This is a genomic window from Serratia marcescens (assembly GCF_006715005.1).
GTDB classification, from domain to species: Bacteria; Pseudomonadota; Gammaproteobacteria; order Enterobacterales; family Enterobacteriaceae; genus Serratia; species Serratia montpellierensis.
This window is the reverse complement of record NZ_VFMJ01000001.1, coordinates 5,149,260-5,175,800: the sequence shown is the minus strand read 5'-3', so window position 1 is coordinate 5,175,800 and position 26,541 is coordinate 5,149,260. Positions and strand designations below refer to the sequence as shown.

General features: G+C 59.9%; 32 protein-coding genes. 14 read left to right on the top strand and 18 right to left on the bottom strand.

The genetic code is table 11. The annotated features are described in order from the left end of the window. Window positions 1–2: 2 nt before the first annotated feature. Complete coding sequence (gene mlaF, locus FHU12_RS24980; RefSeq protein ID WP_141972402.1) at window positions 3–818, bottom strand: phospholipid ABC transporter ATP-binding protein MlaF; 816 nt, start codon at window positions 816–818, stop codon at window positions 3–5. 303 nt (window positions 819–1,121) lie between these two features. Here mlaF and FHU12_RS24975 point away from each other — a divergent pair, with 303 nt between their 5' ends. The 11 genes from FHU12_RS24975 to npr all read left to right on the top strand — a co-directional run bounded on the left by FHU12_RS24975 (window position 1,122) and on the right by npr (window position 9,156). Further along, complete coding sequence (locus FHU12_RS24975) at window positions 1,122–2,099, top strand: calcium/sodium antiporter (RefSeq protein WP_025160120.1); 978 nt, start codon at window positions 1,122–1,124, stop codon at window positions 2,097–2,099. A 16-nt stretch (window positions 2,100–2,115) separates the two neighbouring features. After that, window positions 2,116–3,102, top strand: a complete 987-nt coding sequence (kdsD, locus tag FHU12_RS24970) for an arabinose-5-phosphate isomerase KdsD (RefSeq protein ID WP_049198526.1) — start codon at window positions 2,116–2,118, stop codon at window positions 3,100–3,102. 17 nt (window positions 3,103–3,119) lie between these two features. Further along, window positions 3,120–3,674: a 3-deoxy-manno-octulosonate-8-phosphatase KdsC gene (kdsC, locus tag FHU12_RS24965; protein ID WP_021505108.1), complete on the top strand. Its 555-nt coding sequence runs from the start codon at window positions 3,120–3,122 to the stop codon at window positions 3,672–3,674. Then, window positions 3,671–4,249, top strand: coding sequence for an LPS export ABC transporter periplasmic protein LptC (gene lptC / locus FHU12_RS24960; RefSeq protein WP_016930209.1), 579 nt, complete (start codon window positions 3,671–3,673; stop codon window positions 4,247–4,249). Before kdsC ends, lptC begins: the two co-directional genes overlap by 4 nt. Then, window positions 4,218–4,757: a lipopolysaccharide ABC transporter substrate-binding protein LptA gene (gene lptA / locus FHU12_RS24955; protein ID WP_141972400.1), complete on the top strand. Its 540-nt coding sequence runs from the start codon at window positions 4,218–4,220 to the stop codon at window positions 4,755–4,757. Before lptC ends, lptA begins: the two co-directional genes overlap by 32 nt. A 6-nt stretch (window positions 4,758–4,763) precedes the next feature. Further along, a complete protein-coding gene (gene lptB, locus FHU12_RS24950) occupies window positions 4,764–5,489 on the top strand; it encodes an LPS export ABC transporter ATP-binding protein (RefSeq protein WP_004937040.1) in 726 nt (241 codons plus the stop codon). 52 nt (window positions 5,490–5,541) lie between these two features. Then, window positions 5,542–6,975 (top strand): RNA polymerase factor sigma-54, encoded by a 1,434-nt coding sequence (rpoN, locus tag FHU12_RS24945; RefSeq protein ID WP_141972398.1) that lies wholly within the window; start codon window positions 5,542–5,544, stop codon window positions 6,973–6,975. Between the two features lie 23 nt (window positions 6,976–6,998). Then, complete coding sequence (gene hpf / locus FHU12_RS24940) at window positions 6,999–7,286, top strand: ribosome hibernation promoting factor (protein WP_004937038.1); 288 nt, start codon at window positions 6,999–7,001, stop codon at window positions 7,284–7,286. A 155-nt stretch (window positions 7,287–7,441) separates the two neighbouring features. Next, window positions 7,442–7,903 carry a PTS IIA-like nitrogen regulatory protein PtsN gene (gene ptsN / locus FHU12_RS24935; protein WP_016930212.1) on the top strand — a complete coding sequence of 154 codons (462 nt, stop codon included), beginning with the start codon at window positions 7,442–7,444 and terminating at the stop codon, window positions 7,901–7,903. 129 nt (window positions 7,904–8,032) lie between these two features. Further along, window positions 8,033–8,887, top strand: coding sequence for an RNase adapter RapZ (rapZ, locus tag FHU12_RS24930; RefSeq protein ID WP_015379177.1), 855 nt, complete (start codon window positions 8,033–8,035; stop codon window positions 8,885–8,887). Beyond that, window positions 8,884–9,156: a PTS phosphocarrier protein NPr gene (gene npr, locus FHU12_RS24925; protein WP_004937034.1), complete on the top strand. Its 273-nt coding sequence runs from the start codon at window positions 8,884–8,886 to the stop codon at window positions 9,154–9,156. The genes rapZ and npr overlap by 4 nt, the downstream gene beginning before the upstream one ends. Window positions 9,157–9,199: 43 nt before the next feature. Here npr and FHU12_RS24920 read toward each other — a convergent pair whose 3' ends face one another. The 10 genes from FHU12_RS24920 to FHU12_RS24875 all read right to left on the bottom strand — a co-directional run bounded on the left by FHU12_RS24920 (window position 9,200) and on the right by FHU12_RS24875 (window position 18,012). Continuing rightward, window positions 9,200–11,116 (bottom strand): BglG family transcription antiterminator, encoded by a 1,917-nt coding sequence (locus FHU12_RS24920; RefSeq protein ID WP_141972396.1) that lies wholly within the window; start codon window positions 11,114–11,116, stop codon window positions 9,200–9,202. A gap of 51 nt (window positions 11,117–11,167) precedes the next feature. Then, complete coding sequence (locus tag FHU12_RS24915; protein ID WP_141972394.1) at window positions 11,168–12,382, bottom strand: lactonase family protein; 1,215 nt, start codon at window positions 12,380–12,382, stop codon at window positions 11,168–11,170. 94 nt (window positions 12,383–12,476) lie between these two features. After that, entirely contained in the window at window positions 12,477–13,217 is a 741-nt protein-coding gene (gene dagF, locus FHU12_RS24910) for a 2-dehydro-3-deoxy-phosphogluconate aldolase (protein WP_141972392.1), read from the bottom strand. Beyond that, window positions 13,214–14,332: a DgaE family pyridoxal phosphate-dependent ammonia lyase gene (locus FHU12_RS24905; RefSeq protein ID WP_141972390.1), complete on the bottom strand. Its 1,119-nt coding sequence runs from the start codon at window positions 14,330–14,332 to the stop codon at window positions 13,214–13,216. Before FHU12_RS24905 ends, dagF begins: the two co-directional genes overlap by 4 nt. Continuing rightward, window positions 14,316–15,455 carry an EF_0837/AHA_3915 family putative deacetylase gene (locus FHU12_RS24900; RefSeq protein ID WP_141972388.1) on the bottom strand — a complete coding sequence of 380 codons (1,140 nt, stop codon included), beginning with the start codon at window positions 15,453–15,455 and terminating at the stop codon, window positions 14,316–14,318. The genes FHU12_RS24905 and FHU12_RS24900 overlap by 17 nt, the downstream gene beginning before the upstream one ends. A 63-nt stretch (window positions 15,456–15,518) precedes the next feature. After that, the gene (locus FHU12_RS24895) at window positions 15,519–16,169 is read right to left on the bottom strand and encodes an EF_0833/AHA_3914 family membrane protein (protein ID WP_004937013.1); all 651 of its coding nucleotides are present in this window, start codon (window positions 16,167–16,169) and stop codon (window positions 15,519–15,521) included. Window positions 16,170–16,180: 11 nt separating this feature from the next. Further along, window positions 16,181–16,957, bottom strand: a complete 777-nt coding sequence (locus FHU12_RS24890; protein WP_004937006.1) for a DUF4311 domain-containing protein — start codon at window positions 16,955–16,957, stop codon at window positions 16,181–16,183. 30 nt (window positions 16,958–16,987) lie between these two features. Further along, entirely contained in the window at window positions 16,988–17,284 is a 297-nt protein-coding gene (locus FHU12_RS24885; protein ID WP_047729783.1) for a DUF4312 family protein, read from the bottom strand. Beyond that, the gene (locus FHU12_RS24880; protein WP_004937000.1) at window positions 17,284–17,649 is read right to left on the bottom strand and encodes a glycine-rich SFCGS family protein; all 366 of its coding nucleotides are present in this window, start codon (window positions 17,647–17,649) and stop codon (window positions 17,284–17,286) included. Before FHU12_RS24880 ends, FHU12_RS24885 begins: the two co-directional genes overlap by 1 nt. A 36-nt stretch (window positions 17,650–17,685) precedes the next feature. Further along, window positions 17,686–18,012: a glycine dehydrogenase gene (locus FHU12_RS24875; protein WP_373275471.1), complete on the bottom strand. Its 327-nt coding sequence runs from the start codon at window positions 18,010–18,012 to the stop codon at window positions 17,686–17,688. Window positions 18,013–18,456: 444 nt separating this feature from the next. On the opposite strand from FHU12_RS24875, the gene rnk reads away from it, so the two are divergent. Continuing rightward, window positions 18,457–18,867, top strand: coding sequence for a nucleoside diphosphate kinase regulator (rnk, locus tag FHU12_RS24870; RefSeq protein ID WP_004936993.1), 411 nt, complete (start codon window positions 18,457–18,459; stop codon window positions 18,865–18,867). A 37-nt stretch (window positions 18,868–18,904) separates the two neighbouring features. On the opposite strand, the gene FHU12_RS24865 is transcribed toward rnk, so the two are convergent. From FHU12_RS24865 to FHU12_RS24855, 3 genes are read right to left on the bottom strand one after another with little or no spacing between them, the layout of a single operon-like run. After that, complete coding sequence (locus FHU12_RS24865) at window positions 18,905–19,693, bottom strand: sulfite exporter TauE/SafE family protein (protein ID WP_043141945.1); 789 nt, start codon at window positions 19,691–19,693, stop codon at window positions 18,905–18,907. After that, window positions 19,686–20,567 (bottom strand): formyltransferase family protein, encoded by an 882-nt coding sequence (locus FHU12_RS24860; RefSeq protein WP_141972386.1) that lies wholly within the window; start codon window positions 20,565–20,567, stop codon window positions 19,686–19,688. Before FHU12_RS24860 ends, FHU12_RS24865 begins: the two co-directional genes overlap by 8 nt. Further along, window positions 20,564–22,018: an FAD/NAD(P)-binding protein gene (locus FHU12_RS24855; protein WP_141972384.1), complete on the bottom strand. Its 1,455-nt coding sequence runs from the start codon at window positions 22,016–22,018 to the stop codon at window positions 20,564–20,566. The genes FHU12_RS24860 and FHU12_RS24855 overlap by 4 nt, the downstream gene beginning before the upstream one ends. Window positions 22,019–22,301: 283 nt before the next feature. Between FHU12_RS24855 and FHU12_RS24850 the strand changes: the two genes are divergently transcribed. Beyond that, the gene (locus FHU12_RS24850; RefSeq protein WP_141972382.1) at window positions 22,302–23,084 is read left to right on the top strand and encodes an AraC family transcriptional regulator; all 783 of its coding nucleotides are present in this window, start codon (window positions 22,302–22,304) and stop codon (window positions 23,082–23,084) included. A 4-nt stretch (window positions 23,085–23,088) separates the two neighbouring features. On the opposite strand, the gene cybC is transcribed toward FHU12_RS24850, so the two are convergent. Both cybC and pmbA read right to left on the bottom strand, forming a co-directional pair. Continuing rightward, window positions 23,089–23,475: a cytochrome b562 gene (cybC, locus tag FHU12_RS24845; RefSeq protein WP_141972380.1), complete on the bottom strand. Its 387-nt coding sequence runs from the start codon at window positions 23,473–23,475 to the stop codon at window positions 23,089–23,091. A gap of 138 nt (window positions 23,476–23,613) precedes the next feature. Continuing rightward, complete coding sequence (gene pmbA / locus FHU12_RS24840) at window positions 23,614–24,954, bottom strand: metalloprotease PmbA (protein ID WP_141972378.1); 1,341 nt, start codon at window positions 24,952–24,954, stop codon at window positions 23,614–23,616. Between the two features lie 179 nt (window positions 24,955–25,133). Here pmbA and yjgA point away from each other — a divergent pair, with 179 nt between their 5' ends. Next, entirely contained in the window at window positions 25,134–25,682 is a 549-nt protein-coding gene (gene yjgA / locus FHU12_RS24835) for a ribosome biogenesis factor YjgA (RefSeq protein WP_004936968.1), read from the top strand. Between the two features lie 30 nt (window positions 25,683–25,712). Here the strand turns inward: yjgA and FHU12_RS24830 are convergent, their stop codons facing one another. Both FHU12_RS24830 and FHU12_RS24825 read right to left on the bottom strand, forming a co-directional pair. After that, window positions 25,713–26,012: a barstar family protein gene (locus FHU12_RS24830; protein WP_141972376.1), complete on the bottom strand. Its 300-nt coding sequence runs from the start codon at window positions 26,010–26,012 to the stop codon at window positions 25,713–25,715. 5 nt (window positions 26,013–26,017) lie between these two features. Next, window positions 26,018–26,485, bottom strand: coding sequence for a ribonuclease (locus FHU12_RS24825; protein WP_141972374.1), 468 nt, complete (start codon window positions 26,483–26,485; stop codon window positions 26,018–26,020). Between the last annotated feature and the right edge of the window lie 56 nt (window positions 26,486–26,541).

Below are 26,541 nucleotides of genomic sequence, written 5' to 3'. Positions count from 1 at the left end.
GCTTATTTACTCCCTAAGCCTAGCAGTTCGGTCTGATAATCCCCGGCCGGATAGCGGAACGGCACCGGCCCATCCGCTATACCATCCAGGAACTGGCGCACGCGCGCATCAGGATTGTTCTGCAATTGCTGCGTGGTGCCTTCGGCAATCACCCGGTGATCGGCCACGATGTAGGCGTAGTCGGCGATGCTCAGCACCTCCGGCACGTCGTGCGACACCACGATGCAGGTAATGCCCAGAGCATGGTTCAGCTCATCGATCAGCTTGACCAGCACGCCCATGGTGATCGGATCCTGGCCGACGAAAGGTTCGTCGAACATGATCATGTCAGGGTCCAGCGCAATCGCACGCGCCAACGCCGCCCGGCGCGCCATGCCGCCGGAAAGCTCATTGGGCATCAGATGGGCCGCGCCGCGCAGCCCTACCGCTTCCAGCTTCATCAGCACCGTGCTGCGCAGCAGGGGTTCAGGCAGGTTGCTGTGCTCGCGCAGCGGGTAGGCCACGTTTTCGAATACGGTCAAATCGGTGAACAGCGCGCCCGACTGGAACAGCATGCTCATCTTTTTGCGCGCGTCGTATAGCTGACGGCGGGACAACGCGGGAATGTTGTCGCCGTCAAACCAAATTTCCCCGCGGTCCGGGGCCAGCTGACCACCGATCAGACGCAGCAGCGTGGTTTTGCCGATGCCCGATGGCCCCATGATCGCCGTGATCTTACCGCGAGGCACCGTCAGGTTGATGTCTTCAAATATCCGTCGGTCGCCGCGCGAGAAGCTCATGTCGCGCACTTCGACCAAATTATCTGCCTTTTGGAGCATGTTAATGGACCCTTTACGACTCATCTTTTGCTGAATCTACCCGTGATGTTAAAGCAATGGGCACAATCCGTCTCATCTTTACAAAAACTTACTGCCATTTCGCAACCAATGGTGCCATTGGTTTTACTTTTTCGCGCCACCCGGTCAAAATTGGCGCCATAACGAAAAAAAACGAAAGTGTTCAACTATTAGCCGGGAAAAACCGTTGCTGTGGCTCTCACGCGCGCAACGGAGGGCAAGCAATACCGCCGCATTGACGGCTTTAACCAACGAACCGGGATAATACCCGACAAAGGACCCTGCATGTTTCTCGCGATAGCATTATTAATCGTTGGTTTATTTCTACTGGTGTACGGTGCAGATCGCTTAGTTTATGGTGCTGCCGTGATTTCCCGCTCGCTTGGCGTGCCGCCGTTGATCATCGGCATGACCATCGTCGGTATCGGCACGTCGCTGCCGGAGCTGATTGTGTCGACCACCGCCGCGCTCAACGGGCAGATAGATATGGCCGTCGGCAACGTATTAGGTTCCAACATCACCAACATTTTATTGATCCTGGGCGTGGCGGCGCTGATCCACCCGCTGGCTGCGCGCTCCGAGATACTGCGGCGCGAACTGCCGCTGATGTTAGCGGTCACAGTATTGTGCGGTTTCGTGTTGATGGACGGCACGCTGAGCAGGCTGGACGGTGTGCTGCTGCTGGCCGCCGCCGCGGGCTTCATCCTGCTGATGCTGAAAATCGCCCGGCTGGCGCAGCGCGAGGGCAGCGACAGCCTGACCATGGAGCAGATCGCCGAACTGCCGCAGGACAGCAGCAATACCGTGGCGGTGCTGTGGCTGGTGCTGGCGTTTATCATTCTGCCGCTCTCTTCCAGAATGGTGGTCGATAACGCGACGGTGATTGCACACTATTTCGGCCTGAGCGAACTGGTGGTCGGCTTGACCATTATTGCCATCGGCACCAGCCTGCCCGAACTGGCCACGTCCATCGCCGGGGCGCTGAAGGGCGAGGATGATATGGCGATTGGTAATATCATCGGCTCCAATATTTTCAACACGGTGATCGTGCTGGGCGTACCCGCCCTGCTGTCGCCGGGTAGCGTGGATGCCGCCGCCTTCCAGCGCGATTACTGGGTGATGCTGGCGGCCAGCGTCCTGCTGAGCGTGCTGTGCATCGGCCGCAAGCATCGCATCGGCCACCTGGCGGGCGCGCTGTTATTATGCGGCTTTATTGCGTATCTTGCGGTGCTGTTCTTTAACCCTTTCAGTACTTTCGGCTAAACCGACGGGAATGAGTATGTCGAACATTGAGTTGCAACCGGGCTTCGATTTTCAACAGGCCGGCAAAGAAGTGCTTCAGATAGAGCGTGAAGGGCTGGCTCAGCTCGACCGCTACATCAACGCAGACTTCACCCGCGCCTGCGAAACGATCGCCGCCTGCGGCGGCAAAGTGGTGGTGATGGGCATGGGCAAATCCGGCCATATCGGCTGCAAGATCGCCGCGACCTTCGCCAGCACCGGCACCCCCTCATTTTTCGTTCATCCGGCGGAGGCCAGCCATGGCGATTTGGGTATGGTCACCCCGCAGGACATTGTGCTCGCCATCTCCAACTCCGGTGAGTCCAGCGAGATCCTGGCGCTGATCCCGGTGTTGAAACGTCAGCAGATCACCCTCATCTGTATGACGAACAATCCAGAAAGCTCGATGGGCAAGGCGGCGGATATCCACCTGTGCATCAAGGTGCCGCAGGAAGCCTGCCCGCTGGGGCTGGCACCGACCACCAGCACCACCGCCACGCTGGTGATGGGCGATGCGCTGGCCGTCGCGCTGCTGAAAGCGCGCGGTTTCACGCCGGAAGATTTCGCGCTGTCGCATCCGGGCGGCGCACTCGGCCGCAAACTGCTGCTGCGGGTTAGCGATATCATGCACAGCGGCGACGAAATGCCCCACGTCAGCGCCGACGCCTCGTTGCGCGATGCGCTGCTGGAAATTACCCGAAAAAATCTGGGCCTGACGGTGATTTGCGACGATCTGATGAAAATCGCCGGCATCTTCACCGACGGTGACCTTCGCCGGGTGTTCGACATGGGCATCAACCTGCACGAGGCGAAGATCGCCGACGTCATGACGCCGGGCGGCGTGCGGGTGCGCCCCAATATTCTGGCGGTCGATGCATTGAACCTGATGCAACAACGCCACATCACCGCGCTGCTGGTTGCCGATGGCGACCAGTTGCTGGGTGTGGTACATATGCATGACATGCTGCGCGCCGGCGTCGTTTAATTAAGGAATAGAACGGAATGGGTATGGTAGAAACCTGCTACGGGCCGGTAGAACAAGAGGTTATGGCGCGTGCCGGGAACATCCGCCTGTTGATTTGCGACGTTGACGGCGTGCTGTCGGACGGCCTGATCTTCATGGGCAACAACGGTGAAGAATTGAAGGCGTTCAACGTGCGCGACGGTTACGGCATCCGCTGCTTGAAAACCTCGGATATCGAGGTGGCGATCATCACCGGGCGCTCCGCCAAGCTGCTGGAAGACCGCGCGCAGACGCTCGGCATCACCCATCTGTATCAGGGGCAATCCGATAAGCTTTTGGCCTTCCGCGAACTGTTGGATAAACTGTCGTTAACGGCGGATCAGGTCGCCTATATCGGCGATGACCTGATCGACTGGCCGGTGATGGCGCAGGTCGGCCTGGCGGTCGCGGTGGCGGACGCCCACCCGCTGCTGACGCCGCGCGCCCACTACGTCACCCGCATTGCCGGCGGCCGCGGCGCGGTGCGCGAACTGTGCGACATCATTCTTTTGGCTCAAAATAAGCTGGAGGACGCCAAAGGGCTGTCGATATGAGTAAAACCAAACTGTGGATCACCATCCTGTTGACGGTGATCGTTCTGGCGCTGATCGGCTGGAACATGACGGACTTCAGCGACGACACGGCCCCTGGCCCGGTCAACGATCAGGATCCGACCTACCAGAGCCAGCACACGGTCACCGTGGTGTACAACCCGGCCGGCAAGCTGAATTACAAACTGGTGGCGGAAGACGCGAAGTATTACACCGCCGGCGAGCTGAGCTGGTTCACCCAGCCGGTGATGACGCTGTTCGATGAGAATGCGGTGGCCACCTGGTCAGTTCGCGCCGATCGCGCCAAACTGACTAAAGACCGGATGCTGTATCTGTATGGTCACGTCGAGGTAAACAGCCTGACCACCACCTCGCAGCTGGAAAAAATTAAGACGGACAACGCTCAGGTAAACCTGGTCACCCAAGACGTCACCTCCGATGACGAAGTCACGCTTTACGGGACCAATTTTACCTCTAACGGCATGAAAATGCGTGGGAACCTGCGGACCAAAACCGCTGAGCTGATTGATAAGGTTAAGACCAACTATGAAATTCAGAACCAAAAAACAACTCCGTAACCTGTTGCTCGGCAGCTTAGTTTTGGCCGCCAGCGCCCCCGCTCTGGCGCTGAAATCCGACTCCAGCCAGCCGGTCAGCATCGACTCGCTCAAGCAGTCGTTGGACATGCAAAGCAACGTCAGCACCTTCACCGACAACGTGGTGATCAAACAGGGAACCATCGATATTCGCGCCGACAAGGTGGTGGTCACCCGTCCGGGCGGAGATCAGAATAAGACCTATATTGAAGCGTTCGGCAACCCGGTAACCTTCTACCAGATGCAGGACAGCGGCAAGCCGGTCAAAGGCCACGCGCAAAAAGTGCGCTACGACGTGGCGACCCAGCTGGTGACCCTGACGGGCAACGCCTATCTGGAGCAGCTCGACAGCAACGTGAAAGGCGATCGCATCACCTATCTGGTGCAACAGCAGCAAATGCAGGCGTTCAGCGACAAAGGCAAACGCGTGACAACGGTTCTGGTACCGTCGCAATTGCAAGACAAAAACGGGCAAAAAAAGAGTAACTAATCACTTATGGCAACACTCATCGCAGAAAACCTGGCGAAAGCCTACAAGGGCCGTAAAGTTGTCGAAGACGTCAGCCTGAAAGTGAAATCCGGCGAGATCGTCGGCCTGCTCGGGCCGAACGGCGCCGGTAAAACCACCACCTTCTACATGGTGGTCGGCATCGTGCCACGCGACGCCGGGCGCATCGTGATCGACGAAGAAGACATCAGCCTGCTGCCGCTGCACGCCCGCGCGCGCCGCGGCATCGGTTACCTGCCGCAGGAAGCGTCGATCTTCCGTCGCCTGAGCGTGTACGACAACCTGATGGCGGTGCTGGAGATTCGCCCCGACCTCACCAGCGAACAACGCGAAGACCGCGCCAAAGAGCTGATGGAAGAGTTCCATATCTCCCATCTGCGCGACAGCCTCGGCCAGGCGCTGTCCGGCGGCGAACGCCGCCGCGTCGAAATCGCCCGCGCGCTGGCAGCCAACCCGAAATTCATTCTGCTGGACGAACCCTTCGCCGGGGTGGATCCGATTTCCGTTATCGACATCAAAAAAATCATCGAGCACCTGCGTGACAGCGGCCTGGGCGTGCTGATCACCGACCACAACGTGCGCGAAACGCTGGACGTGTGTGAACGCGCCTACATCGTCAGCCAGGGCAAACTGATTGCCCACGGCACGCCGGATGCTATTCTGGCCGACGAGCAGGTAAAACGCGTTTATCTGGGCGAAGAGTTCCGCCTCTGAACGCCGGCGCGCCCCGCGGGGCGACACCGTTAACGGAAGTAGACAGAAGACTATGAAGCAAGGTTTGCAACTCAGGCTCAGCCAACAGCTGGCCATGACTCCTCAGCTCCAGCAGGCGATCCGCCTGCTGCAGTTGTCCACGCTTGAGCTTCAGCAAGAGATCCAGCTGGCGCTGGAGAGCAATCCGCTGCTTGAACAGACCGATCTGCACGACGAAATCGACGCCAAAGAAACCCAGGAGACCGAGGGGCTCGATACCCGCGAGGCGCTGGAACAGAAAGACATGCCGGAAGAGCTGCCGCTGGACGCCACCTGGGATGAGATCTACACCGCCGGCACGCCGTCCGGCACCGGCACCGACTACAGCGACGACGAGCTGCCGGTCTATCAGGGCGAGACCACCCAAACGCTGCAGGATTACCTGATGTGGCAGGTGGATCTAACGCCGTTCTCCGATACCGACGCCGCCATCGCCACCTCCATCGTCGATGCGGTGGACGACACCGGCTATCTCACCGTGCCGCTGGAAGACATTCTGGAAAGCCTGGGCGACGAGAACGTGACCCTCGATGAAGTCGAGGCGGTGTTGAAGCGCGTGCAGCGTTTCGACCCGATCGGCGTCGCCGCGCGCGATCTGCGCGATTGCCTGCTGGTGCAGCTCTCCCAATACGCCAAAGACACCCCTTATCTGGCCGAAGCGCGGCTGATCATCAGCGACCATCTGGATCTGTTGGCCAACCACGACTTTCGCAGCCTGATGCGATCAACCCGGCTAAAAGAAGATACACTGAAAGAAGCGATGCTGCTGATTCAGTCGCTCGATCCGCGCCCGGGGCAGTCGATCAATACCGGCGAATCGGAATACGTGATCCCGGACGTGCTGGTGCGCAAGACGCAGAACACGTGGACGGTCGAGCTCAACGGCGACAGCGTGCCGCGTTTGAAGATCAATCAGCAGTACGCCGCGCTGGGCAACAGCGCCCGCAGCGAAGCCGACGGCCAATTCATCCGCAGCAACCTGCAGGAAGCCAAGTGGTTGATTAAAAGCCTGGAGAGCCGCAACGAAACGCTGCTGAAGGTCACCCGCTGCATCGTCAGCCAACAGCAGTCGTTCTTCGAGCAAGGCGAAGAGTTTATGAAACCCATGGTGCTGGCGGATATCGCCCAGGCCGTGGAGATGCATGAATCGACGATCTCGCGCGTCACCACGCAGAAGTTTCTGCACAGCCCGCGCGGCATTTTCGAATTGAAATATTTCTTCTCCAGCCACGTGAATACCGACAGCGGCGGCGAAGCCTCCTCGACGGCGATCCGCGCGTTGGTGAAGAAATTGATTGCGGCGGAAAACCCCGCCAAACCACTCAGCGACAGCAAGCTGGCCACCCTGCTCTCCGATCAGGGGATCATCGTGGCGCGGCGCACCGTCGCCAAGTACCGAGAGTCTTTGTCCATCCCGCCGTCGAACCAACGCAAACAGTTGGTTTGACCTCTATTGAGAAGGAAGACACTATGCAGCTCAACATTACCGGACACCACATCGAAATCACCGATCCGTTGCGCGAGTTCGTGAACAACAAGTTCGCCAAACTCGAACAGTATTTTGATCGCATCAATCAGGTGTATGTTGTATTAAGTGTGGAAAAAGTGCAGCAAATTGCGGAAGCAACGGTGCACGTGAATGGAGGCGAGTTGCACGCCACCTCGGAAGACGAGAATATGTATGCCGCAATTGATACGCTGATCGACAAATTGGCACGTCAATTGAACAAACATAAAGACAAATTGAAGCAACACTGACACCCTAACCCATTCCGTGAGGTTGCCGCCGTCGCAGCCTCGCCCTTCGGCGCGTGACCCGCATGGGTGACGCGCCGAACGGTAATCAGGGTTAAAACCGACGAAAAACCGCCTTGCCGGGTGCGCCCGGCGGCGCGGTTTTAAGTGAAGATGAGATGAACAACGAATATATGCAATTAAGCTCGGTGTTAAACATCGAGTGCACCAAAAGCTCGGTACACTGCACCAGCAAGAAGCGGGCTTTGGAAATTATCAGCGAACTGGCCGCCAAACAGCTCAATCTGCCTTCGCAGGTGGTGTTTGACGCGGTTCTCACCCGGGAGCGCATGGGCAGCACCGGTATCGGCAACGGTATCGCCATTCCCCACGGCAAACTGGAAGAGGACACACTGCGGGCCGTTGGCGTGTTTATCCGTCTCGACCAACCCATCGCTTTCGACGCTATCGACAACCAGCCGGTCGACCTGTTGTTCGCGCTGCTGGTGCCTGCCGATCAGTGCAAAACCCATTTGCATACCCTGTCGCTGGTCGCCAAACGCCTGGCCGACAAGACCGTATGCCGCCGCCTGCGAGCCGCGCAGAGCGACGAAGAACTTTACCAAATCATCACCGAGTGATGCCCGGCCGGCGTGACTTCCAGCCCGGATAACGCTACTGTTTCACGATGATGGATCCGGCTGCGGCCGGAATAACAAAGTTTCCACCGGTGGCGATGAACGCCGCCGCGATGCCAGGGGAGTTGCCACATGGTGCTGATGATTGTCAGCGGCCGTTCCGGTTCCGGAAAATCCGTCGCCTTGCGGGCGCTGGAAGACATGGGTTTTTACTGCGTTGACAACCTGCCGGTGGTGCTGCTGCCGCAGCTCGCCAACACGCTGGCGGAACGCAATATCTCCGCGGCGGTCAGCATCGACGTGCGCAACATGCCGGAATCGCCGGAAGTATTCGAATACGCGATGACTCAGCTGCCGGACAGCTTCTCGCCGCAGTTGCTGTTCCTCGACGCCGATCGCAACACGCTGATCCGCCGTTACAGCGACACCCGCCGCCTGCACCCGCTCTCCAGCAAAAACCTGTCGCTGGAAAGCGCCATCGACGAAGAGAGCGATCTGCTCGAACCGCTACGCTCGCGGGCTGACCTGATTATCGATACCTCGGAAATGTCGGTGCACGAACTGGCCGAAATGCTGCGCACCCGCTTGCTGGGCAAACGTGAGCGTGAGCTGACCATGGTGTTCGAATCCTTCGGCTTCAAGCACGGCATTCCGATCGACGCCGACTACGTGTTCGACGTGCGCTTCCTGCCGAACCCGCACTGGGATCCGAAGCTGCGGCCGATGACCGGTCTGGACAAGCCGGTCGCGTCGTTCCTCGATCGCCATACCGAAGTGCACAACTTCATCTACCAGACCCGCAGCTACCTGGAACAATGGTTGCCGATGCTGGAAACCAACAACCGCAGCTACCTGACGGTCGCCATCGGCTGTACCGGCGGTAAGCACCGCTCGGTGTACGTGGCGGAACAGCTGGCCGATTACTTCCGCTCGCGCGGCAAGAACGTGCAGTCGCGCCACCGCACGCTGGAAAAGCGTAAACAATGACGGTCAAACAGACGGTTGAAATCAAAAACAAGCTGGGCATGCACGCGCGCCCGGCGATGAAACTGTTCGAGTTGGTGCAAAGCTTCGACGCCGAAGTGATGCTGCGCAACGAAAGCGGCACCGAGGCCGAAGCCAGCAGCGTCATCGCGCTGCTGATGCTGGACTCTGCCCAGGGCCGGCATATCGAAGTCGAAGCGACCGGCCCCGACGAAGTCAACGCGCTGGCGGCGGTGGTCGAGCTGTTCAACTCCGGGTTTGATGAAGATTAGCCGCTAAGGGCGCGCCCTTGCGCCTCCCCATATCATCTCCCACTCAACTTCGGCTCAGGCAGTCCAGCGCCACCGCTTTAAAGCTGTCGAAGCTGTCGCTGCCCAACAGGCGGCTCATTGAGCGTTCACGCACGAAGGTAACGAACAGCTCGTAGATCGCCATCGCCTCTTCATAGTCGCTCTTGCTGATCGCCAGCAGGAAAATCACGTGCGCGACCTCGCCTTCACCCCAGGCGACGCCCTGCGGCGCCAGCAGCGTCACCACCACGGTTTTTTTGGCCAGCAGCCCCAGCGAGTGCGGCAGCGCGATGCCCTCGCCCAGCAGCGTGGAGACGATCGCCTCGCGTTCGACCAGCGACGGATAAAAGTCCGCGCCGACATACCCCTCCCGCTCCAGCTGGCCGCACACCCGGCTGAACAGCTCCGCCTGCGTCAGCGGCTCGTTGAGCACCATGAAATGCTCGGCGTCGAAGAACTTCTCCAGCATGTACGGTCGGGTGCGATCCACCAGCACCAGCTTGCCCAATTGCTCCAGTTGGTAATCGGTCGGGAACGGCGACATCACCACCACCGGCTTGTTCTTTTCGCCGATGCGGGCGTTGGAAATCACGAAGTCTTCGTCGATATGTGCAAGCATCTCGTAATCGCGCAGTGAGACGATGCGCGTCATCACCAGCTGCGGATACTTGCGCGCAATCTGCGCCTGGATCATGCGCACCGTCGAGTTGCCGGTATCGCACACCAGCATCACCTGCGGGTGGCGTTCATAACCGATGTTGTAATGCCGCTCCAGCCCCACGCCGATGTGCAGCACCAGATAGCCTATCTCGTTCTCGCTCAGGGTATAGGGGGTGTATTTGCCCCAGCTGGAGACCGCCGCCAGCGTCACGTCGTAAGCCATCGGATAGTGCTGCTTGATATTGGCCAACAGCGGATTGGGGATATTGATCTGGTACTTCACCCGCGTAATCATGGTCTTGATATGGGTGAGCAGATCGGCCCGCAGCTGCTCGTCGCCCTGCAGGTTGTAGTTATAGTGCGCGTTGATATAGGACAGGATGTAGTCCACCAGCGCTTCTTCATCGTCGGCGTTGATCTCGGTCGGCTGCACGTCCTGCACGCGCCGCGCGGCGATGTTGACCCGCAGATAGGCCTCTTCGGCCATCGAGATCTCTTTGCCGGAGGCCGCACGCAGCTCCGACGCCAGGCGGGTCGACACCTGACGCACCGCGTCGTCGCCGTCCTCCACCTCGAAGTCCGGCAGCGGATAGCCGTCGTTAATGCGCCGCAGCGCCACCGCGCAGTAGAAGATCAGGTACTGCTCGCCCTCGTCGGTCAGGCGAATGGCATATTGCGACAGCAGCGGGTGCAGCAATCCGGCGAACGCCGCTACCTGCGGCTGCAGCAGGATCTCGTTGTTGAGCAGCGGGTTCTCGGCATCGGCCAGCTGCAGCTGGAACAGCAGATCGGTGAGGCAGGCGCGGATCGCCATCTCGGCGCCGAACAGCTTCATGCCGTAGCGCGGCTTGGTTTCGATCGTCAATTGATAGTGCGCCAGGCGCTCTCTCACCTCAGCCATGTCGTTTTGCAGCGTGCCGCGGCTGACGAACCACTCGTCGGCCAGATCCTCCAGTTTGAGGGAAAAGGCTGAGGTCAAAAAACGCACCAGCAGATAATGCACCCGCTCCTGCGCGCTGCGCGGGGTGGCGTGCTTGCGGCGCTCCTGATGCTGCAGGGCGCTGAACAGCGCGGCGTTATCGACCTGCAGGCGATAGCCGGCCCCGCGGTTATGCACGAAACGCGCGCCGTATTTATCCAGGATCTCGTTCAGCGCGGTGATATCCGCCCGCACCGTGCGGGTAGACACGGCGAAACGCTTCGCCAGCTCATCCTGCGGCAAAGTCTCGGTTTGCAAAGCATCGAACAAGTAAGCCAAACGCGGGTAAGGAAATCGCACCATTCTGTGTCCGTCAATCAGGCAACCCGCCCGGTGAACCGGGCGGGCCACGGGTTACTTCGGCGGCGGCAGGAACGCCATTTGCGAGGGGCTGCCGATCGGCAGATAGCCGCCCACAAAGCTGAGTTTGCCATCCGTCGGGTTTACGCTGAAGCGGGTGACGTTATCGCTGCGCTGGTTCAACGCATACAGATAGCGGCCATCCGGGCTCAGCGCCAGCGAACGCGGATAATCGCCACGCGTCCAGGTTTCCGCCACCGGTTTCAACTCACCGCCGGCGCCCACGCTGAACTGGGCAATGCTGTTATGCAGCCGGTTGGCGACGTACAGCGTGTCGCCGTTCTTGCTGAGCGCCAGCCCCGAAGCGAAGCTGGTGCCCTGATAGTCGGCGGGCAGCGCGGAAACCGCATGCAGTTGTTTCAGAGTACCTTTTTGGCGATCAAAACGGTAGCTGGTCAACGTCGAGGCCTCTTCGTTCACCAGCAGCACGGTTTCGCCGTCCGGATGGAACACAAAGTGACGCGGACCCGCGCCGGCGGAAGAGGCGGCGATCCACGGCGGATCGTTCGGCGTCAGCCGGCCGCTCGCCGCGTCAAAGCGCCATTGGTAGATGCGATCCAACCCCAGATCGGTGGAGAACACGAACTTGCCGCTCGGATCGCTGGCGATCATATGGGCATGCGGGCCATTGTGATCGCTGATGGCGAAGCTGCCGTTCACCGCCGCCGCCGGTTTGGCCGCGCCCGCCGGGCCCTGCTGTTGCTGCACCGAGCTGGCGGCGCCCAGGCTGCCGTCCGCTTCGATCGGGAAAGCCGCCACGCTGCCGCTGACGTAGTTGGCCACCAGCAAATGCCGCCCGTCCGGCGTCGAGGAGAGATACACCGGCCCCGCCCCCTGCGAATCCACCTGGTTAAGCTGCGTCAGGCCGCCGTCGGCCGGATTGACCCGGTAAGCGGTGATGCCGCCGTGTTTGCCGCCGTTGAAATCGGCCACTTCGCTGGCGACATACAGCGTCTTGCCATCAGCGCCCAACGTCAGCTGCGCCGGATTCGGCACGTTGCTGACCAGCGTGGCGTGGCTCAGCGCACCGCTGGCCGGATCGACCTGCACCCGGTAAACGCCTTCGCCGTTGGGATTGTAGGTGCCGATATAGGCGAAATGAGATGACGTGGAATTCATTGCATCCTCAGCATGCAGCGCCGGGCCGGTCACGGCCAGCAGCGCCAGGAACAACGCGGTGCGTCGGGTTGGAGCCTGCCAGTTTCGCATAGTAATCCTCAGACCTGAGTATAGGTAACGGCGCGGCATGCCGCGCCACGGGAAAACCTTCGCCTCCCAGCGTTTACCTCATCCCATTGTGCGCTCAACTCACCAGCTTTTTGGTCATCGCCAGCAGGGTTTTCACGTCCTGCGGACGCGTGTCGCCGCTGGCGGCGTCGATGATCGAGCTATAGATATGCGGGATCACCCGTTTCACGCCGGCCGCCAGCGCGATCTCGACGATCGGCTCGTAGTTCTCCAGATCGATGCCGCCGGTCGGCTCCAGCATAAAGTCATGTTCGGCGCAGGCCTTGGCGACGTACTGGTATTCGTCCTTGCATTTCAGGCCGCCCATCGGGAAATACTTGATGGAGCTGCCGCCCATGTCCTTCAGCAAAGCGATGGCGGTTTCCACCGGCACGATGCCGTCAGGCGCCGCGGCGCTCAAGGGGCCGGTAGAAATCTTCACCCAGCCGACGCGGCCGGTCGGCGATACCAGGCCGTTGACCACGCTGTCGTTCTGGCCCAGCAGCGCGCGGCTGGCGCCGACGCCGGTAAACACCTGGTTAACGTGCTGCGGCTGCACCTGCTGAGCGATCAGGCTGACCATCGCCGACTGTTTCGGATCGCCGGCGCCCAGGCCAACCGACAGTGCGTTTTCGATCAGGCGCGCATAGCGCAGCATGTCGGTCACCGCGCTGTCGACGTCCGGGTAGTTCTTGGAGAGCACGCCCACCAGCACATGGCCTTCCGCCGCGGCGTAGATGTCCTGCGCGTTGGCTTTGGAGCCGGCCAGCACGTTCAGGCAGACGCGGTCGCGATAGTAGTTAGGCTGCAGCTTCATGCTTGTTTCTCCGTAAACAGGTTTTTGATACAGGTAAAGACGGTCATCAGTTGCCGCTCGTCGACGCTGCGCACATCAACCTCAATCTTGCCCTCGTTGGCCTTGTAGCCGCGGAAGTAGATGGCAATATCGCCGGTTTTCAGCGCCTGGACGATGTCATAGGTCGACCGCCCCAACACCGCTTCGTCGAAGGTAATCTCGGCGCGGGCGATATCGCGGCCGGCGCTGTCCCAGACGGTCTTGGCGCTGACGCCGGTCAGGGTATTGAGGCTGTCGAGGAACGGCGTCATCCGCGCCACCATCTGTTGCCCGGTGGTTTTCTCAAGCGTCAGATAGCTTTCAATCGCCTGCGTCAGGCCGAGGATGCCCTCTTTGCCGACCTTCATCGCCCGGCCAATGCCGCCGGATTGCAGCTTCACCCACTCGACGTACTGTTTCTTGCCGATCACGAGACCGCTGGTCGGCCCCTCGATGGCTTTAGCGCCGCTGTAGATCACCAGATCGGCCCCCATCTGGTAGTAACACATCAGATCTTCTTCCGCCGCGGCGTCGACGATCAGCGGCAGGTTATGCTTGCGCGCCACGACCGCCGCCTGTTCGACGGACAAAATGCTTTTCTGCACGCAGTGGTGCGATTTGACGTACAGGATCGCCGCGGTCTGCGGCGTGATGCAGGCTTCAATCTGCTCCGGCGAACATTCGTTGGCGTAACCCGCCTCCACCACCTTGCCGCCGCCCAGCGCCACCATGGTGTCCACCGGCGCGCCGAAGTTGACGTTGTGGCCGCGCGGCAGCACGATCTCGCGCGGCACGGTCACCGGCGCCGAGTGCAGGTTCACCAGCAGATTGGCGTTATCTTTGACGATCACGGCAGCCACCGACTGGGCGATGCCCGCCGAGGCGCAGGAAACGATCACCGCGTCCTCCACGTTGAGCAGATCGGCGATGTAGGCGCCGGTCTTATTGACCAGATCCTTGATTTCGAAATAGTGGTTCAGACCGTAATCAACGGCGTCGATCACGTCCTGGCGCGGCGTAGAAACGCCGAGAATGGTCATGCGGCCGGAGGTGTTGATCACCTGCTTCAAACCGTATTTTTCATAAATCGAAGACATGGCTTGCCCCCCCTTGTTCGGTTAATAGGATTTCCCCGGCCACCACGGCGGCCAGCGGCACCAACAGCTGTTCGCCCTCGGCGGTTTGCCCTTCGGCGTCGGCGAAGACCTGCGGTTCCCGGCGCAGTTCAAACAGCGTGAAGTCGGCGTCATAGCCCGGCTCCAGCCGCCCTTTTCCGCTCAGCTGCAGCGCCGACGCGGCGTTCTCCGTCACGCAGGCGATCACCTGCGGCAGCGTCAGGCCGACGCTGAAGAATTTGGACATCACCGTCGCCAGGCTATGCACCGGCCCGTTCATGCGGTTGCGGCAGTAAATATCGGAGCTGATGGTGTGCGGCAAAATACCCAGCGTGATCGCCTGGCGCGCCACCTCGAAGCTGAAGCTGGCGGTGCCGTGCCCCACGTCGAGCAACACGCCGCGCCGCAGCGCGCGCTGGATAGACTCGCGCAGCGTGCCCGCCGGCGTCAGAATGCGGTTCGGTTTACCGTTGTAGCAGTGGGTGATGATGTCGCCACGGGTCAGCAGATCGGCGATCTCGTCCAGATTCGGCGGGTTGTTGCCGATATGCACCATCAGCGGCAATTGGCGATTTTCCTGCTGGATCTCTTTGGCCAATACCAGCGGTCGGGTGCCGTTCTTGCCCACTACGCTGCTGCTCATGCGCGCCTTGATGCCGATGATAAAGCCGGGGTGGTTGGCGATGGCCTGGCCGGCCTCGCGCTTGTCGATGTCCGTCAACTCCGCCAGCTCGTTCTGCCGCAGCAGGCCGATACGCGAGATGTTGAGGAAGGCGAAAACGTTGGTTTTGGCGCTGCGCGTCAGTTGATAAAAAGCGTCGATATCGTCGGCGCCGGTGCTGCCGGCATCGACCACGCTGGTGACGCCGCTGGCGACGCCGACCCGATCCGGCTCGTCATGGTAAATCGGCGAGTCGGGATAGCAGTGCACGTGCGCATCGATCCAACCGGCACTCAGGCGGCAGTTGCCCGCCAGATCCAGTTGGCGAACGGCGCTGACGTCCGCCGCCAACCGCCCCACCGAGGCTATTTTGCCGTCTTTCACCGCCAGATCGATCAGCGTATCGTCCGCCAGTTTGGCGCCTCTGATTACTAAGTCATACATACCGCATTGCTCCTGTTAGCCCGGGCGCCGCCGCAGCATCGGGCGGCGCCTGGCGCAGGCCTCTTAAGAAATGGCTACCGGGAAGATCGCCCCCAGGATCATCGCGCCGAGGATCGCTCCGCCGGTGATCGGTTTACCCCAGATATAGAACAGCAGCGCGCCGAGCAGCGAACCGATGCCGATCGGGATCGAGGCGGTCATTGCCGACAGGATGATCAACGGCCCGAGGAAGCGGCCCGAGGAGTTGCCCGCCCCCATCATCACGTCCGCCCCATAGGTGGAGTTGCTTTGATTGATGGTGAATTTGCGCGCCAGGATGATCACGTAACCGATCGCCAGACCGATGATCAGGCCGGTGGCCAGCGAAGCGGCGAAATTGGCAACCGGGAACACGATGCCGGCCCCCAAAAGCAGCGCCGGTACGCCCAGCCCGACGCCGGTCTGGATCGCGCCGCCGATGTCCAGGATGCCCACCAGCGAGCCTTCGATGATACGCGCGAACAGGAAGCTGGCGCCGAACGCCGCCACCGCGCCATACACGCCGGTATCCATCCCCGCCCGCAGCATGGAAACGAACGCCACTTCGTTAAAGGCGCCGATGCCGTACAGGTAGTACATGTGCGTCCCGGCGAACACGCCGGAGGACAGCAGGCCAACAAAAATCGGGAATGACCAGTCGGCGTACCAGAAGCCTTTTTGGGTTTGCTCTTCCATCATCCCGCTCCTTATTTACCGCTCAGGGTGTTGTGAATGGCGTCCAGCCAGCCCGGCACGCCGAGGCTGAAGGACTCGAGAACTTTCATGTCGAAGCCGCGGAAGAAGCCGCTCAGCACGAACAGCAGCACGATCACCGCCATCATGATCTTGGTGATCTTGTTCCAGCCGCTCTCTTCCACGCCTTTGCCGATCAGAATGCCCAGCACCAGGCCCGGTACGGCGTTGCCCATGATCAGCTGCGCCAGGCCGCCGAAGATGGTGCCCCAGAAGCCGGAGCGGCGCCCGGCGTCGATCGCCGCCAGCCAGAAGATCACCGGCATCACGGTGTTCACCAGCAGGTTGGCCGCCGGCACCAGCACCTTGATCGCGGTGACTTGCAGCGCGGCAGGCACGGCGGAAGCGGTGGTATTGAGGAACGCCACTACCAACATGCCGATGATGCCGCAGGCGATGGCCATTTTTTTCGGATCGTGCAGCGTTTGCGCCAGATTGCGGTTCTTGACCATCAGGGCCGCCGCGCCCCAGTGCGGGATGATGCGGTGATCGACGTCCTGCGTGAAGGAGCCCGCCGCCACGGAAGACGCCCAGGCGTTGAAGAAGAAGCCCAGACCGAATGAGAAGTGGGAAGCCGGATCGCCCTCGCAGGAATTCAGCTCGCCCAGGGTGCGAAACGCCCCCATGCCCTGTGTTGTCGGTGCGTGGAACATGCGCGCGGCGCCGGCCCCTACGCCGACCCCCACCAGCCCACCGATAATAATCGATTTAAATAAGATGATTAAAAACATCAGTATACCCTTTCATTTATGCTAACGTTTTTATTTCGTGACGAAGACAACCTTCTCGGTATTGATAATGGTTACGTTCACGGTTATTTCCAGAGAAACGGCATAGCGCTTTCTTTCACGCGGCAAAAAGAAGAAAAGAAATTTCTCTTTAGTTATTTTCTCTTCCGCTTTCACTACGCTGACGTCCTGCGGCTCGATACGCAGCAGAATATTGTTGGTGGACTTTAATACCGCACCCTGCACATTAGCCAAGGCGGAAGCAAAAGCTTTCGCTTTGCTGTCGCCTTTACCCTCCACCTTTACCGATGTGGTATATTGCTCTTTCATTATGGATTGCCATGTTTTTTGACGTAGGCTTCCACCAGTTTCTGGCCCAGCTCTTCCTTATCCATAAAGCCGAAACCCAGCACGTTGCAGCCTTCGTTAATTGCCGTCACGCCCTCTTCCACCGAACGCATGCCGTATTTGGCTTTGTAGCCGTATTTGGTTTGCGCGGTAATCGCGCCGGCGCCGCCGCTGCCGCAAAAAGAGATGCCCAGCTGCGCGTTTTCCGCTTTCATGACGTCGCCCAGTTTCATATCTGCCGCCACGCCGGGGATAACCACCGCTTTTCCGCCTGCGTTTTCAACGCCCTGGCCGACTTTTTGCCCTTTGCCCAAACGATCGCCGATCACTACGGTAATTTGACCCATGGTATTTTCTCCTGATTGAAATCGATGCGTTAACCGCTATGCGTTATTATCTTTCGCCACTTCGAAGTGCACTGACAGTAAATAGGCTTCTTCGATAGGCAATGTGTCAAACTGATTCACCACGCGCTCCGCCATTTGCATGGATTCGGCAGAGATTTCGTCGAACAACGATTTATCCACCTCCGGCAACGGCTCACCGGTTATTGAACGCAGCACCATGGCGCGAATATGCGATTCCAGCATCTGTTGCTGCACCGCATTGGTATAAATATTCTCAGCATTCAGCATCGCGGTAATATCCGCCAATACCCGAGCGGCGATCGCTCCGGCTTCGCTGACATCGGATTGTTCAATTTCTTTTATCGAAGCAGATCCATCATTCACTTTTCAGTACCCCTAGATCCTACATTAATCAGTAAGCCGTAAAGCGCATCACCTGAATAACCCGTTTTCTGTGATGTCTTTACCCTACCCCCGGTAGGATTTTCTGTGTAGACCGGTTTTTTCCAGTTCGAAGTGGAAATCGAATGACGCGCGGGGATCCATTTCGCAAAACGGCGTGGCGGTGAAAAAGTCAATGAGATAACAAATAGATAACCGGGCTAACCGTTTCTTTTGCCACGATTGACGATAAAAGCCTTCGTGATCGGGATCTCTTTCTTTTCTCGCCCCAACCGCCTACTATCAATAGGACAAATCGACATTACCCACACCCCCGCTCCTCTGGCGCGGGGGTGTTGCTTTGTGTTGTTTTTCCGAATTTATGGGTGCACAGACTGGCACCCTTTGATTTGACTGGAGAGTGGAATGACCAAACCCATCATTACTATTAATGAGCTGGATGCGGAACGCCTGGATGCGCTATTGGAACAACCGGCCTTTGCCAACACCGACGTCGCCGCCGCGCTGAACGACGAGTTGGATCGCGCGGAAATCCTGCCGCCGGAGAAAATGCCGGCCAACGTGGTGACCATGAACAGCCGCGTGCGTTTTCGCGATCTGCACACCGATGAAGAGCACGTGCGTACGCTGGTTTACCCGGCATCGCTGAAAGACAGCCACGATCAGCTGTCGGTAATGGCGCCGCTGGGTGCAGCGCTGCTCGGCATGCACGTCGGCAAGCAGATCTCCTGGCAATTGCCGAACGGTGAAGAAGCGCGGATTGAAGTGCTGGAATTGCTGTACCAGCCGGAAGCGGCGGGCGAATACCACCGTTAAGCGGTTCTCAGGGCGGCATCCGGCCGCCCTTTCTGTCTCAGAGGCAGATAGCGATCAGCACGGCGATCAGCAGCAGTACGTAGATTTTGGCATGCAGCGCATCGCTCACCTTAGGCAAACAGCGCCTGGCAAACACGATCCCCGCAATCCCCGCGACCACCAACAACCCCAGAATGTTCAGATTGACGTAGCCCAGATACTGCGGCCCGCTCATCTCGTGCCACCCCAACACGATATACATCAGCGCCCCGATCACCGCCACCGGGATCGACAGCGGGTTGGCAGCGCTGACGCAATATTTCATGTCGTAACCATGGCGACGCAGCAGCGGTACGGTCATCACGCTGCCGCCCACTCCCAGCAGGGTGGCGATGCCGCCGATCAGCGGCCCCCCGCCCCACAGCGTGACGGGGGACAGTTCGGCGCGCGCCGGTTTGATCAAAAAACCCCGGCGGAACAGGCAGTCGGCGATAGTCACTGCCATATAGACCACAAACAGCCCGCGGATCACGCCGTCCGCCAGCAGCGAAGAGGCGAAAGCGCCCAGCGCCGCGCCGATGCCGATGAAAAAGATCAGCGGCACGATGGTTTCGCGCAGCAGGTTGCCGCTGCGCCAGTTAGTCAGCGTGGCGTAACTCGCGTTGAGGATCATCACCGCCGTCGAGGTCGCCACCGCGATATGCATCGCCTGGCCGGGCTGCTCGCCCGACACAGAGATCAGGTGATAGACGAAAGGCACCACCACAAAGCCGCCGCCGAAGCCGAACAGAATGGTGGTGATGCCGGTCAGAAAACCGGCACCCAGTACAATCAAGGTTTCAATCATGACCGTGCGCCCGCACGAAGTCGTCGAACCCGGCGCAGAACTGCCCCGCCAGCGGGTGGAAACGATCGCCGACGAACAACCCCAGATACTGCTCGCGCACGGCGTCATGATCCACCAGCTCAATGCCCGCCTGTTCCGCCTGCGCCAGCGTCTGCGCGTCCGGGAAGCCCCAATAGCGCGAATCGCCCTGCTTTTCCGCCGCTATCGCTTCGCTGTGCTCCGCCCGCATCAGCTGACGCGCCAGGAAAACGCCGCTCTGTACGCCCAACAGCATCATGTTTTCCAGGAACGACAGGTCGTGACGCAGCTCGGCGGGCAGACGGGCGATCACCGGGCCGGCGTCCCAGTGTTCATCCATTTCATGCAGCGTTACCGCACAGTCTCTGTCACCGTTCATCATCGCGCGGAACAGCGTCATCACCCCGCGATAGCGCGGCAAATCCCCCGGATGCAGGTTCCACAGCAGCTTGCCGCGTCGGCTGAAGGCGCGCACATAGTCGGCGGAGAATTTCTGATAACAGCGCAGGGAGATCACCCCATCCATATGCCCCAGGTTGCTGATAAACGCGGTGTCGTTGATGTCGAGAACGCGATGTGCTTTTACCCCGGCGGCGGCCAGGAACAGGGCCGGCGACTGATAGGCGCCGTCGCAGGCGGCGGCGTTGCGGCCCACGAACGGGAACACGAAATCGTTCAGCACTTCGCGCTCATACAGCCCCAGGCGGCGAACTGCCGGCTCCAGCGTGCGCCCGGCGCTCTTCGCCAAGGGGAAATACACCGTAAAGGTACACTCGTCCTTCAGAGCGGCGATCAGATCCTGACACACCAGCCAGGAGAAAATGTCGTTGCCGACAAAGAGCGCTACGTTTTTCATACTTCAGCCTTCTTTGCGTTGAAAATAGGGTTGTTAAACACGATCTTGCTGATATCCCGCGTGATGGATTCCATCGCCGAGGTGTAAAACAGATCGCCCTTGGCGGGCGCGCCGAGCGAGTAGAGATGCTGCTCACGGCCGCGTCGGTCGGCGATTTTCAGCGTGTGCGGGTTACACTTCACACCGCCGAACAGGTTCTCTTGCACCAACCCGTCTTGCAGCAGCTGATGGCTCAGGCGGTTGGGCGGCAGTTGATAGGAAGGCGTGGTGCAGTTGAACAGATACTGCGCATGCACCCGCGTCTCATGGCAACGAAGAATAAACCCGTCCGTCCCCTTACTGATATCCACCAGGCCGCCGCAGGCACGCAGGCGTTGGCTCTCCAGCGCCGCCACGATCTTGCTGGCGTTCTTGAGCGGCATGGCATGCCGATTGCGCATCCAGGAGGAGTTGTAAAAGCGCATGAAGACCTGCCGGTTGTTGGCATCCATCTTGACCCAGGCGGCGCACACCGCCGGGTGGATCGCCGCCAGATAGCTGCAGATATGCTCCCGGGCAAAACGCGCGCGATCGAGACTGTCTGCCAGATCGCGATAGCAATCGCGCCTTTCCCCCAGCGCCGAGAGCACCGTCAGCCGCTCCGGCCCCGGATAGTGGCGCGCCAGCGCGGCATTGATCGCATGCACCAGCTGATGCGCGTCAATAAAATCGCTGCCGGCGACAAAGCGCCGTAGCGCCTCAACAAACGCCTCCGGCGGCGGACGCATCAGCGCCGGCTGCACGCTGGGGAACAGGCCCGAGCGCGACAGGGCGCAGATATCGGTCGCCCCCAGGCGCTCCATCAGCTCAACGATGGCATCGATCGCCGTCAGGCTGCAGCCGATTACGCCGATGCTCGAATAAGGGTTGATCGGCGGCAGATCCTGGTGGGCCTGATAAGCGATCACGCCATCCACCGGATAGAGACACTCCGGCGGGTTGTGCCCCGAACACAGCACCAGCGCATTCATCTGTTCGGCGCCGCCACAGGTGGTGGTCAGCCGGTAGCCGGCTTCTAGCGGCGCGATGGCATTCACTTCGGCGGTCACGAAATTCAGCGCGACGTTGCTGTCCGCCGCCATATAAATCGTCATGTCGCGAATAAAGTCGAGATATTCCCGATACAGCCAGCGCGGCGGATAACGATCCTGGCAAAACTGCGGGAAATGCATGGCGATCCAATCAACGAAGTGCGTTTCGTCGAAAATATCCGCCGACATATTTTCCGGCGTCATATTTAATATATGGCTGTCAAAATCGCTGCTGTATGCCATTCCGCCCTTGAAGCCCTGCTTGTCGAACACCGTCAGGGAAAGCGGCCTTTTGCAATGATTAACCGACTTATTTTTTATAAAGTTATACGCAAAAGCGATCCCGGCGGCTCCGCCGCCAACCACACCGAACTTATACATGAAATATCACCTTATAGTCATTGAACTGCGCTAAGAACTATTGCTTCAGGTGTTGGAATAAAATGACGCTTTATTCCTTATTAACTTCTTGTATTGCGAGAACGAAAACCTTCGTCCCACCCCGGTGTGAAAACTTGCACGGGCTTTATGGCCGATAAAATAACGGCGCCCCGAACAAGCATTATTTTTCTGCCCCGATAGTAGGGCGGCGGCTGCTGGCTTGCTTTATATGAAGGGCCAACTATCATTGCGTTTCGGCCAATCTGCCCGCCAAAGGAAACACATGCGCAACGTCCGCATTGATGACATCGACCACGTAACGCGCACAGTGATCGCCATCGGCACCGATTATCCGCCGGGACACCTGCTGCCGATGCACAGCCACCGGCGCGCGCAGTTGCTGTACGGCGCCACCGGCGTCATGCACGTTTTCACGCAGCAAGGCAACTGGGTCGTCCCGCCGCAGCACGCGGTGTGGCTGCCACCGCAGATGCCGCACGCGGTGAGGATGGTCGGCGTCACCACCCGCAGCCTGTACCTCGAACCCGGCGCGTTGCCCGCCGAGCGGCCGCAGGTCTGCCAGGTGGTCAGCGTCACTCCGCTGATGCGTCAGCTGTTGATGGCGGCGGTGGATATGCCGCTGGAGTATGAACAAGAGGGGCGCGACGGAGCGCTGGCGACGCTGCTGCTGCATGAGCTGGCCCGGCTGCAGCCCTTGCCGTTGCACATCCCGCTGCCCGCCGATCCTCGGCTGGGTGAGCTGTGCCACGCCTTTTTGCAGCACCCCGACGCCCACGACTCCGCGCAGCGGTGGGCACCTCGTCTGTACATGAGCATTCGCACCTTCAGCCGTTTCTTTCGCGCGCAGACCGGCCTGCCGTTTTCGCAATGGCGCCAGCGCGCCTGCGTGGTGCTGGCGTTGGCGCTGCTGGCCGAAGGGCGCAGCGTAACGCAGGTGGCGATGGAGATGGGATATGACAGCAGCGCGGCGTTTTCAACCATGTTTCGCCGCGTGCTGGGGCAGGCACCCTCCTCCTATCTGACGGAAGATGGGCGCGACGGTTGACGAATTAGCGGAATTTCTTGTGGTTGGCGTCGCGGGTTTGCTTGAAGCCCTGCGCCAGCTGCTTCGCTTCGGCGACTTTGCCCTGATTGGCCAGCGCCAGCGCCTGATCGATTTGGCCGATCAGGGTATCCAACCCGCGGCGAAAATCTTTCATCTCCGGGCTGTCGGCGGCTTTGTCTTCCAGCTTCGGCGGGGTGCCCTGTTTCGCGTCCTGCGCGGCGGCGCGCATGTTTTGCAGGCTCTGTTTGAGGGTAGCGGCGGAATCGGTATTCAGCACCGTTTTATAGTTTTCCGCCAGAGTGTCCATATCGTCGCCCAGATCGGCGGCGGCCGCCAGCGAACTGGCCGCCAGCAGCGTCAACGCCGCCAGCGCTTTCAGGGTATTCTGCATGTTTGCTCACCTTCCAGTTATTGTTTTAATTAACCCACCGTTACCATAGGCAAGGCCGGACAAAACCGAAACCGGAGATTTGTAAGCAAGGTTGAGACGGGATAATGCGCGACCGGCAGGCACCGGCCGCGCAGAGGATCATTGACCGGCGATCTTCATTTCCGGCAGCAGCACCGAACCGCACTGAATATTGCTGCGGGTTTCGATATCGCTGCCGACGCTGACGATGTTGCGCAGCATGTCTTTCAGGTTGCCGGCGATGGTGATCTCGCTGACCGGATATTGGATCTCGCCGTTTTCCACCCAAAAACCGGCGGCGCCGCGCGAGTAATCGCCGGTAACGCCGCTGACGCCCTGGCCCATCAGCTCGGTGACCACCAGGCCGGTGCCAAGCTGTTTCAACATGCCGGCGAAGTCCGCGCCCTGCCCGGCAATGCGCCAGTTATGGATGCCGCCGGCATGGCCGGTGCTGTGCAGACCCAGCTTGCGCGCCGAGTAGCTGGTCATCAGCCAGGTCTGCAACACGCCGTCCTTGATGATATCGCGCCGCTGGGTGCGCACGCCCTCGCTGTCGAACGGCGTCGACGCCAGCCCTTTCAGCAGGTGCGGATGCTCCTCGACGGTCAGCCACTCCGGCAGAATCTGCTTGCCGAGCGAGTCCAGCAGGAAAGTGGATTTACGGTAGACGCTGCTGCCGCTGATGGCGCCCACCAGATGGCCGAACAGCCCGGTGGCCACTTCGGAGGCGAACAGCACCGGCGCCTTCATGGTCGACAGTTTGCGCGGCGCGAGACGCACCAGCGTGCGGCGGGCGCACTCCTGTCCCACCCACTCAGGGCTTTGCAGATCGCCCATCGCACGGCCGATGGTGTAAGCGTAATCCCGCTCCATATCGCCGTCCTGCTCAGCAATGACGCAGCTGGACAGCGAGTGGCGGCTGGAACAGTAGCTTTGCAGCATGCCGTGGCTGTTGCCGAACACTTTGATGCCGTAGTGGCTGTTGAAGCTGCCGCCTTCGGTGTTGGTGATGCGCTTGTCCGCCGCCAGCGAAGCCTGCTCGGCGCGTGCCGCCAGCTCGATGCCGCGCTCGGCGTCCAGCTCGGTCGGGTGGAACAGATCGAGATCCGGCGCCTCGAACGCCAGCAGATCTTTCTCCGCCGGGCCGGCGCAGGGATCTTCAGAGGTGTAGCGCGCGATGTCCAGCGCCGCCTGTACGGTGCGGGCGATGGCGTCCGGACTGAGATCGGTGGAAGAGGCGCTGCCTTTGCGCTGGCGGTGATACACGGTGATGCCCAGCGCGCCATCGCTGTTGAACTCGACGTTTTCCACTTCGCCGAAGCGGGTGCTGACGCTGATGCCGGTCGATTTGGTGACCGCCACTTCCGCCGCGTCGGAACCGGCGCGGGCCAGCTCCAGCGCCTGAGAAACGGCCTGTTCCAGCGCCTTGCGCTGTTCTGCAACTTGAGTGACTACTTTCATCAATCTGCCATAATTAATCAGAAAATCGTTGAGAAAAGTGCCGGAGCGGCGTAGTTGTGCACGCGGAGCGGCGCGCAAAAATCCTGAGATCTCTGTCGTTGAGTCTAACAGGAACCGCGTTGAATTTCGCATAAAGCCGGCAACCTGTTAGGATTAGCCTCTTTTTAACGGAGCCTACCATGAACAAACAGCCTGAAGACTGGCTCGACGATGTCCCGGAGAATGAAAACGAGGACGATGACGAGATTATCTGGGTCAGTAAAAGTGAAATTAAACGTGATGCCGAAGCGCTGAAAGACCTGGGGGCCGAAATGGTCGATCTGGGCAAAAACGCGCTGGACCGCATTCCGTTGGACGAAGATTTGCGCGCCGCCATCGAACTGGCGCAGAAGATCAAGAAAGAGGGCCGTCGCCGTCAGCTGCAGCTGATCGGAAAAATGCTGCGCGCCCGCGATATCGAGCCGATTCAGACCGCGCTCGACAAGCTGAAAAACCGCCACAACCAGCAGGTTTCGCTGTTCCATAAACTGGAAGCGCTGCGCGACCGTCTGGTCGAAGAAGGCGATGACGTGATTCCATCGATCCTGGATCTGTATCCGGCCGCCGATCGCCAACAGCTGCGTTCACTGGTGCGCAACGCGCAGAAAGAGAAGGCCGCCAACAAGCCGCCTAAGGCTTACCGCCAGATCTTCCAATACCTGCGCGAGCTGGCCGAAGCGGCCGACTAAGCGCCGCCGCCATCCCGGGATGAAGCCGTTTCATCCCCGGTGATGGGCCGGTTCGCCGCTGCTTTCGCGGATATTGAAGCGCAGGCTGCCCTCCAGCTCTTCTTCCGCCTCTTCAAACAGCAGAATGATCGCGCCGAACCGACGCTTGCTGCGGGCATTCAGGTGGGTGAACTCGATTTCCACCGGCAGGCCGATATCGCCGGTCACCACGTCCCACAGCGCGTCGAGGTTGGCGCCAAACCCCTCGCCCAGCGCAAACTTGTGCGCGAAATCGCGGTAGAAGGCCGGCACGTCCTGGATCTGTTCAAAATCAAACTCTACTTTTGCCATCAAACTCACTCCACACGAATGAAGTTTTTGTAATGGTCGCGCGTGACGAAGATCAGACCGTCGCTCGAATACAGCAGGCGATCGGCGCCGCGCCGGCCACACTGATAATTGATGTCCGCTTCGCGCCAGACCCGGCCGCCGGCGGTCGGCAATTGCCCTTCACGGTTAGAGAATCGATCGCCGCCAATCGCCTTGCCCGGCAATACCGCACAGAGGTTGCCTGAACGCGGATCCCAGCCCTGCTCGCGCGCCTGCTTCTTGGTGACGTAATAATCCGGCAGCCGCTGATGCTGCTGCAGGTAACTCACCACCGTTTGCTGCTGCGTGAGCCGGTCGATGCTCTGCCGCTGCCCCGTCTGCGCTTGTACTACCGCCGGATTGCCGCCGATCGCACGGTGCTCGTTGCCGCGCAGCGCGCTGAAGACGGCGATGACCACGGCGATGACAATCGCCAACAGAATCCGCTTGTTCATGACATTCCCTGAAATTATGCCCCCGAAGGCGCCGCAGCTCCCCCAGGCTAGTTAGG